The organism is Pseudomonas sp. 05N434 (genome assembly GCF_056396965.1).
Window position 1 is genome coordinate 21,558 of the sequence record NZ_JBFTMK010000175.1, and the last position, 8,783, is coordinate 30,340.

Here is an 8,783-nt window from a genome sequence, read left to right on the forward strand (position 1 = left end):
TCAGTGGCTCAGCCCGTATTTCTTCACTTTGTCGAACAGTGTGGTCTTGGCCATCCCCAGTTCCTGACTGGCTTGGGTCAGGTTGCCGCCGCTGCGCTGCAAGGCATCGTTCAGCAGGTTGCGTTCGAAAGCTTCCACCGCTTCGGCGAAGGCCAGGCCCTGATTGCTGCCGCTGGCGCCGGTCTTCTTGAAGGCCGGCAGACCGAGGGCGAAGCGTTCGGCGACGTTGCGCAGTTCGCGCACGTTGCCTGGCCAGTCGTGGCTCATCAGAATCGACACGGTCTGGTTGTCCAGTTCAGGCAGCGAGCGGTCGAAGCGCAGGGATGACTGCTGCAAAAAGTGCTCGAACAATTGCAGGATGTCTTCGCGGCGTTCGCGCAGCGGCGGCAGTTCCAGGGTGACCACGTTCAAACGGTAATACAGGTCGCTGCGAAACTCGCCGGCCTTGCTCGACTCATCCAGGTCGGACTTGGTCGCGGCGATCACCCGGCAATCCACCGCCACGCTCTGGTTCGAACCCAGGCGTTCGAGGGTGCGTTCCTGCAGCACCCGCAGCAGCTTGATCTGCAACGGCAGCGGCATGCTTTCCACTTCGTCGAGGAACAGCGTGCCGCCATCGGCGTGTTCGATCTTGCCGATCCGCCGTTTGCCGGCACCGGTGAAAGCGTTGGCCTCGTGGCCGAAGATTTCGCTTTCGAACAGGTTCTCCGGCAGGCCACCGCAGTTCAGCGCGACGAACTGTTTGCTGTGCCGACGGCTGAAGTCGTGCAGGCAACGTGCAACCAGTTCCTTGCCGGTGYCGGTCTCGCCTTCGATCAGCACGTTGGCCGACGTATCGGCGACGTTGGCGATCAGTTCCCGCAGGTTCTGCATGGCCGGCGAGCGACCGATGATCCGGCCTTCGAGGGAATCGCGCTCGAACAGTTGGCGACGTAACGAGGTGACTTCCCGCGCCAGGCTGCGTTGCTCCAGTGCACGGCGGGCGACGTCCACCAGGCGTTCGGGGGAGAAGGGTTTCTCCATGAAGTCGTAGGCGCCTTTCTGCATCGCGCCGACGGCCATCGAGATGTCGCCGTGGCCGGTAATCAACACCACCGGCAGGCTGCGATCACGGGCCTTGAGCCGGGTCAGCAGTTCCAGGCCATCGATGCCCGGCAGGCGGATGTCGCTGATGACGATGCCGGCGAAGTTATCGCCCACCCGCTCCAGCGCTTCTTCGGCGCTGCCGACGCCGATGCAGGGAATGTCTTCGAGCGTCAGTGCCTGTTGGCAACCGAGCAGCACATGGGGGTCGTCTTCGACGATCAGCACACTTAGGTCGTTGTTCATATTGGCTCGGCGGGAGTAGGGCTTACCAACGGTAAACTGAGGACGAAGGTGGTGCCACCGCTGGCCGGGTGTTCGACACCCAGATGCCCGCCCGTGGCGGCTGCCAGGCTCGCCGACAGGGTCAGGCCGAGGCCCAGGCCCTGTTCGCCGGGCTTGGTGGTGAAGAATGGCTCGAACAGATGCTTGCGCGCTTCGGCATCGATGCCGTGGCCGTTGTCGCGCACCCGCAGGCGATACTTGCCGTCGTATTCCTCGCCTTCGAGCCACAACGTCGGTTGGGGCTGCGACTGCATGGCATCGAGCGCGTTGCCGATCAGGTTGACGAGGATCTGCTCCAGACGGGTCTGGTCGATCTGCACCTGCACGTCGGTGAAATCGCGATGCAGTTGCAGCGGCACGCTTTCCATCCGGCTGCCCAGCAGTTGCAGGGCGGCGTCCACGCCTTTGCCGAGGCTGGCCTGGCCCTGGTCATCGCCGCGTCGGGCGAAGGAACGCAGGCTGGCGGTAATCCGGCCCATGCGGTCGATCAGTTCATTGATGGTTTTGAGATTGGTGCTGGCCACATCCAGCTGACCGCGCTCCAGAAAGCGCACGGTATTGCCGGACAAGGTCCGCAAGGCTGCCAGCGGTTGGTTCAATTCGTGGGCGATACTGGTGGACATCTGGCCGATGGCCGCCAGTTTGCCGGCCTGGACCAGTTCATCCTGAGCGCGGCGCAAGGTTTCTTCAGCCTGCCGACGCTCACGAATCTGCCCCTTGAGCCGTTCGTTGCTGGCACGCAGGTCAGTGGTGCGTTCGGTAATCCGACGCTCCAGTTGATTGTTGGCTTCCTGCAAGGCTTCCCGCGCCGCGAGGCGGGTGGCGATCACTTTGCGGCGCTCGTTCCAGGCGATCAGCAGGARGGCCACCAGGGCAAACGCCACCGCCACCAGGATTCCCTGATTGATCGCTTCACGCCGCAGGTCTTGCAGGGGCGTGAGCAGGGTGAAATTCCACGGGGTGTCGCTCAGCGGCCGGGTTTGCGACAGGTAGCTGATGTTCTCTTCATCGGACACCAGTTCGCTGTTGGCGGGGAAGGTCAGTTTTTCCTCGCCTTCAGCCAGTTTCTCTCGGGCCAGCGGTTGCAGTTCATTCAGCGGATACCAGTAGTACTGAAGGCTGCGGGCCAGGCGTTCCTTGGTGTCGTCGCTCAACGGCAGCACCGACTTGAGCCGCCGCGCCGGATCGCTGGAGAGAATGATGATGCCGTTCTCGTCGCTGACGAACGCTTCCAGGCGCGCGCGCTGCCAGCGTTCTTCCATGGCTTCGAGGCGCACCTTGACCACCGCGACGCCGGTGATCTTGCCGTGTTCCTCCAGGCCATGAGCCAGGTAATAGCCGGGTTCGCCGCTGGTGCTGCCGATGCCGTAGAAACGTCCCGGCTGACCGCGCACGGCGTTCTGGAAGTAGGCGCGGAAGGACAGGTCTTCGCCCAGATAACTGTCGACATCGCGCCAGTTGCTGGTGGCCAGTACGCGACCGGTGGTGTCCATCACATAAATGGCCCGACTGCGGCTGCGCCGGTTCAGGCCTTCGAGGTATTCGTTGACCGTCTGCCGGTGTTCCGGCGACGGGTCGGCCAGTAGCTTGGAAACACTCGATTCGAGTTCCAGCAGGCTGGGCAGGTAGGTGTATTTGCTGATCTCGCTTTCGACGGCGCGCGCGTGCAGTTCCAGCTGACGCTGGCCATTCTCGCTGAGGCTGCGAATGCCGTAGTGTTCACTGACCCAGAAGCCGATGTAACCCAATCCGATCATCAGGGCGATGATCAGCGGCGGCAGGAACAGATGGCGAATCAAACGGGGTTTCACGGCGAGTGATGGCGGCGCGGCGCGATAGAGAGTGGAGTCGCATTTCATCACAGATGCCTTGGGTCAACCACAACACAATATCCATATCCCCACGGGCCCCGTGGGAGTTGCTGTATGGCAAGGGGGCTTTTGTGGCGAGGGGGCCCCCTCGCCACAAAAGCCCGCTCCCACAATTAGGGGAGCGGTGCCTTCCTTCTTAGTGCTGCAGAATCTTCTCGAGGAAATGCTGCGCACGCTCGGAGCGGGCGTTGATGTCGCCGAAGAACTCTTCTTTCCTGCAGTCTTCGATAATCTTGCCGGCGTCCATGAAGATCACCCGGTCCGCGACCTTGCGGGCGAAGCCCATTTCGTGGGTCACGCACATCATGGTCATGCCTTCGTGGGCCAGTTGCACCATCACATCCAGCACTTCGTTGACCATTTCCGGGTCCAGTGCCGAGGTCGGTTCGTCGAACAGCATGACGATCGGGTCCATCGCCAGCGCACGGGCGATCGCCACACGCTGTTGCTGGCCACCGGAAAGCTGGCCCGGGTGCTTATGCGCATGGGCAGACAGCCCGACGCGCTCAAGCAGTTGCAGGCCTTTCTTGGTGGCTTCTTCCTTGCTGCGACCCAACACCTTGATCTGCGCGATGGTCAGGTTTTCGGTGATGGTCAGGTGCGGGAACAGTTCGAAATGCTGGAACACCATGCCCACCCGCGAACGCAGTTTCGGCAGGTTGGTCTTCGGATCGGCGATGGACGTGCCATCGACGATCAGGTCGCCTTTCTGGAACGGTTCCAGTGCATTGACGCACTTGATCAGGGTGGATTTGCCGGAACCGGACGGCCCGCACACCACGATCACCTCGCCTTTTTTGACCTCGGTGCTGCAATCAGTCAGTACCTGGAAGTCCCCATACCACTTGTTGACGTTCTTGATAGAGATCATACGGCGAACCTTTTTTGCAGACGCTTGACCAGCTGCGAGGCGGCAAAGCTGATGATGAAGTACGTGAGACCTGCGAAGATCAGGAACTCATTGGAGCGGCCGATGATGTCGCCACTGGCACGCGAGGCATTGAGGAAGTCCACCAAGCCGACCGCGTAGACCAGCGAGGTGTCCTGAAACAGGATGATGCTCTGTTGCAACAGCAGCGGGGTCATCTTGCGGAACGCTTGCGGCAGGATGATCAACCGCATCATCTGGCCATACGTCATACCCATGGCCTGGGCGGCGCTCATCTGGCCCTTGGGAATCGACTGCACCCCGGCCCGGACGATTTCGCAGAAGTACGCTGCTTCGAACATCATGAACGCCACGATGCACGAGGCGAACGCGCCGATCGGGGTGTCTTCGCCGGTGATCCAGCGCAATACGAACGGCACCGCCAGGTAGAACCAGGTGATGACCAGCAGCAGCGGGATCGAGCGGAAGTAGTTGACGTAGGCGCCGGCAATGTTCGACAGCAGTTTGTTGTGGGACAGGCGCATCAACGCCAGGACCGTGCCGAGGATGATCCCGCCGCTCACGCCCAGGGCCATCAGCTGGAGGGTCATGACCATGCCGTTCCACATACCCGGCAGGGACGGAATGATGCCCGAGAAGTCGAATTCCATCATTTACCCCCTACGGAAATCAGGCCCGGCACGGCGACTTTCTTCTCGACCGCGCGCATCAGCAGCATCAGGCTCATGTTCAGGGTGAAGTAGATCAGCGTTGCCAGGGTGAAGGCTTCGAACAGGTTGGCGGAGAACTCGGCGGTCTGTTTGGTCTGCGCCAGCAGCTCCATCAGGCCGATCAGCGACGCGACGGAGGAGTTCTTGAACACGTTCAGGAATTCCGAGGTAAGCGGCGGAATGATGATGCGATAAGCCTGGGGCAGCAGCACGTTCCAGTAGATCTGCGGCAGCTTGAAACCCATGGCGCGGGCAGCGGATTCCTGGCCGCGGGGCAGCGCCTGGATACCGGTGCGCACTTGTTCGCAAACCCGGGCCGTGGTGAACAGGCCCAGGCACACGACGACACTGAGGAAGGCCGAGGTGGTCGGGTTCAGGTCCTGCTTGTACCAGTCCTGCAGGTTTTGCGGCAGCAGGTCGGGCACCAGGAAGTACCAGATGAACAGCTGCACCAGCAGTGGCACGTTACGGAAGAGTTCGACGTAGCAGGTCGCGATGCCCGATACGATGCGATTCGGCACCGTGCGCATGACACCCAGGATCGAGCCCAGCAGCAGCGCGATGATCCAGGCGGCGACGGCGATGGCGATGGTCCAGCCTAAACCGGAGAGGTACCAGTCGAAATAAATTTCGCTGCCCACGCCGGTGGACTTGAAGAACACGCCCCAGTCCCAGTTGTAATTCATTAGGGTCTCCCCTCGGATTCGATCGATGTACAAGTGCCCGATGACGGTCAGGCACACGCGAACGGCTCGACAACCACCGGTTCGAGTGTTTCCAGAAATGCCAGCAGGGAGTGACAACCCCTGAAAGGGCAGAGGCCTTCTCAGGGGGGAACGTTAGTCAGAAATCAGGATTTCTTTTCGTCAGCCGCTTTGTCGGTGCGTCGCCCTTGCGAACCATGCAGCCGTAGATTTCGAACGATTGTGGTGTGCCGGTCACGGCCCAGTCATCCGGCTTCTTGGCCTTGGCCATTTCACCGGCGAGCAAGGCGTCGTCCATCATGAAGGCCACGGCACGGCCGGTTTCCAGCATCTGGAAGGATTCGCCATGGTCTTTGGCGGAGATCACGTTCATGCCCATCTGCTTGTCGGCGTTCATCGACTTGAGGATGCGCTCGGACGTGGTGCCGGCGGTGGTCACGACGTTCTTGCCTTTGAGGTCGGCGAAATCTTTGTAGGGCGAGTCTTTCTTGGCCAGCAGCTTGGTGCCGATTTCGAAGATGCCGACGGAGAAGTCAACTTGTTGCTGACGTTCGACGTTGTTGGTGGTGGAGCCGCACTCGATGTCCACGGTGCCGTTCTGCACCAGCGGGATACGGGTTTGCGAGGTCACCAGGTTGTATTTGACCTGGAGGTTGGGCATGTCCAGGTCTTTCTTGATGGCTTCGACGATTTTCAGCTGGACATCGTGGGAGTAGCCAACCGGTTTGCCGGAAGCGTCCGCGATGTAGGAAAACGGAATGGAAGCGTCACGATGCCCGAGGGTGATGGTGCCGGACTCTTTGATCTTCTTCAGTGTGCCGGTGAGTTCGGCGGCGAAAACTGGAGTGCTAATCAGAGCGGCAGCAATGGCTGCGCCCAGGAGATGGGGAACGATGCGCATCAAATTTTCCTCGACATTGTTTTTTTTATGGAGCCAGTTCATCGGCCTTTTTTGGTGCTTCGAATGCCTGGCGGCTCCTGAAGGAGTAGCGCAATAAACATTCGTCCGGGAGAGTAGAGCATGACTCGTGCCAGACCATGCATCATCTATCAAATTATTGATTTTTAAGAGTATTTTAATGTTGGTGACGTTGAGTTTGTTGTCGGATGATCCGGTTTTCCGAATCGACCGAGKAGTCGCGTTCGGAAAACCGAATGGATTGACTCACACAAAACTGTAGGAGCGAGGCTTGCCCGCGAAGGGGGCACTGCGGTCTGTCTGCCAGGTGCGGTTGCCGTAAGTGGTGGACCAGCGTCGGGCGATCTCGGTGGGGATCCAGTCGAACTTGTCGCGGATCCGCGAACTCAATGCCTGCGGAGTCGTCATGTCTTCGCCTCCGGGCAGGGGCGCGCTGGCGGTCCAGCTTGGCTTGATGTGCGTGAAGTACGGGGCCAATTGCGCCAGCGCCGACTCGGCCAGTTTGCGGTAGGTCGTCAGCTTGCCGCCGAACACCGACAGCAACGGTGCTTCTTCACCAGAACCCGACAACGCCAGGGTGTAGTCGCGGGTGACGGCCGACGGGTTGTCGGATTCGTCGTTGCACAGCGGACGAACGCCGGAKTAGCTGTGCAGGATGTCCGCGCGGCTGAGTTGTTTCTTGAAGTGGGCATTGACCACTTTCAGCAGGTAATCGGTTTCGCCTTCAGTGATCGCCACTTTTGCCGGGTCGCCGGTGTACTCGCGGTCGGTGGTGCCGATCAGGGTGAAGTGGTTCAGGTACGGAATGGTGAAGACGATGCGCTGATCTTCGTTTTGCAGAATGTGCGCGTATTCGCCTTCGTACAGTTTTGGCACGATCAGGTGGCTGCCCTGGATCAGACGGATGCCGTATGGCGATTCCATCTTCAGGTCGTCACGAATGAACTGGGCGACCCATGGGCCGGCAGCGTTCACCAGTGCCTTGGCGCGGATCGAAAACAGGCTGCCATCGGCGCGTTCCAGGTTCATGTGCCACAGGCCCTTGGTGCGACGGGCACTGACGCAGCGGGTTTGCGTATGAACGTGGGCACCTTTCTCGCGGGCAGCCATGGCGTTCAGTACGACGAGGCGTGCGTCATCGACCCAGCAATCGGAATATTCGAAGCCTTTGGTGATTTCGCTTTTCAGCGGGCTGTCCGGGCCGAACTTCAGGCTTTTCGAGCCTTCGAGTTTTTCCCGTTTGCCGAGGTGGTCATAAAGGAACAGACCGGCGCGGATCATCCAGGCCGGACGCAGGTGCGGGCGGTGGGGCAGCACGAAGCGCATCTGTTTGACGATGTGCGGTGCCTTGGCCAGCAGCACTTCGCGCTCGGCCAGGGCTTCGCGCACCAGGCGGAATTCATAATGCTCCAGGTAGCGCAGGCCTCCGTGGATCAGCTTGCTGCTGGCCGACGAGGTGTGGCTGGCCAGATCATCCTTTTCGCAAAGGAACACCGAAAGGCCGCGACCGGCGGCATCCGCTGCGATCCCCACGCCATTGATCCCACCACCAATGACGGCGATATCGTAGACCTCGGCGAGAGGGGGCGTAGGCAAGGTAGAAGTGGGCATCGGCTGGCCTCGGGCTTTTTTGATTTCTATATTTGAATTCGAACATTAATGTTCATTTGCGAAAATACTAGCCCATAAAGACGCCCACAGCCAGCGTGCTTCGATTGAAAATACTGATCGAAGGGCCGTTAAAGGAAAATTTTCGAACATTGAATGATGGTAGGGACTGCTTTTGTGGCGAGGGAGCTTGCTCCCGGTGGGCTGCGAAGCGGTCCTATAACCGGCTACCGCGGTATCTCAGGAAGAACATGTTGTCTGATTGGCGTCTGCTGTGCAGCCGAACGGGGGCAAGCCCCCTCGCCACAGGGGGGATGTGCTTACACGACCTCCAGCCGGATCTTGTGCTGGCTCAACAACTGCGCCAGGGCCGGCGAAGGCGGCTGGTCGGTGACCAGGCAATCGATCAGGCTGATCGGCCCCAGGCGAATCATGGCGTTGCGCCCGAATTTGCTGGAGTCCGCCGCGAGAATCACCTGTCGGGCGTTGGCGATGATCGCCTGGGATACCCGCACTTCCTGATAGTCGAAATCCAGCAAGCTGCCGTCTTCATCGATACCACTGATGCCGACCAGGGCGAAGTCGACCTTGAACTGGTTAATGAAGTCGACGCTGGCCTGACCGACCACGCCACCGTCACGCCGCACGTTGCCACCGGTCAGCAGCACGTCGAAGTCGTCCTTGGCGCTGAGCATCGAGGCCACATGCAGGTTG

The 8,783-nt window shown here is 60.2% G+C and carries 5 protein-coding genes and 3 pseudogenes; all 8 read right to left on the minus strand.

Translation table 11 applies throughout. The annotated features are described in order from the left end of the window. Window positions 1-1,329 carry a two-component response regulator AauR gene (gene aauR / locus AC1DLB_RS13425; RefSeq protein WP_477785111.1) on the minus strand — a complete coding sequence of 443 codons (1,329 nt, stop codon included), beginning with the start codon at window positions 1,327-1,329 and terminating at the stop codon, window positions 1-3. Continuing rightward, complete coding sequence (aauS, locus tag AC1DLB_RS13430; RefSeq protein ID WP_477785112.1) at window positions 1,326-3,227, minus strand: two-component sensor histidine kinase AauS; 1,902 nt, start codon at window positions 3,225-3,227, stop codon at window positions 1,326-1,328. The genes aauR and aauS overlap by 4 nt, the downstream gene beginning before the upstream one ends. Before the next feature lie 148 nt (window positions 3,228-3,375). Further along, window positions 3,376-4,110 (minus strand): amino acid ABC transporter ATP-binding protein, encoded by a 735-nt coding sequence (locus AC1DLB_RS13435; protein ID WP_018926621.1) that lies wholly within the window; start codon window positions 4,108-4,110, stop codon window positions 3,376-3,378. Next, complete coding sequence (locus tag AC1DLB_RS13440) at window positions 4,107-4,778, minus strand: amino acid ABC transporter permease (RefSeq protein WP_018926620.1); 672 nt, start codon at window positions 4,776-4,778, stop codon at window positions 4,107-4,109. Before AC1DLB_RS13440 ends, AC1DLB_RS13435 begins: the two co-directional genes overlap by 4 nt. Continuing rightward, entirely contained in the window at window positions 4,778-5,524 is a 747-nt protein-coding gene (locus AC1DLB_RS13445; RefSeq protein WP_018926619.1) for an amino acid ABC transporter permease, read from the minus strand. The genes AC1DLB_RS13440 and AC1DLB_RS13445 overlap by 1 nt, the downstream gene beginning before the upstream one ends. A 172-nt stretch (window positions 5,525-5,696) precedes the next feature. After that, window positions 5,697-6,443: pseudogene (locus AC1DLB_RS13450) on the minus strand (transporter substrate-binding domain-containing protein); the annotation flags it as partial. 318 nt (window positions 6,444-6,761) lie between these two features. Next, window positions 6,762-8,072: pseudogene (glpD, locus tag AC1DLB_RS13455) on the minus strand (glycerol-3-phosphate dehydrogenase); the annotation flags it as partial. 317 nt (window positions 8,073-8,389) lie between these two features. Further along, window positions 8,390-8,783: pseudogene (locus AC1DLB_RS13460) on the minus strand (DeoR family transcriptional regulator); the annotation flags it as partial.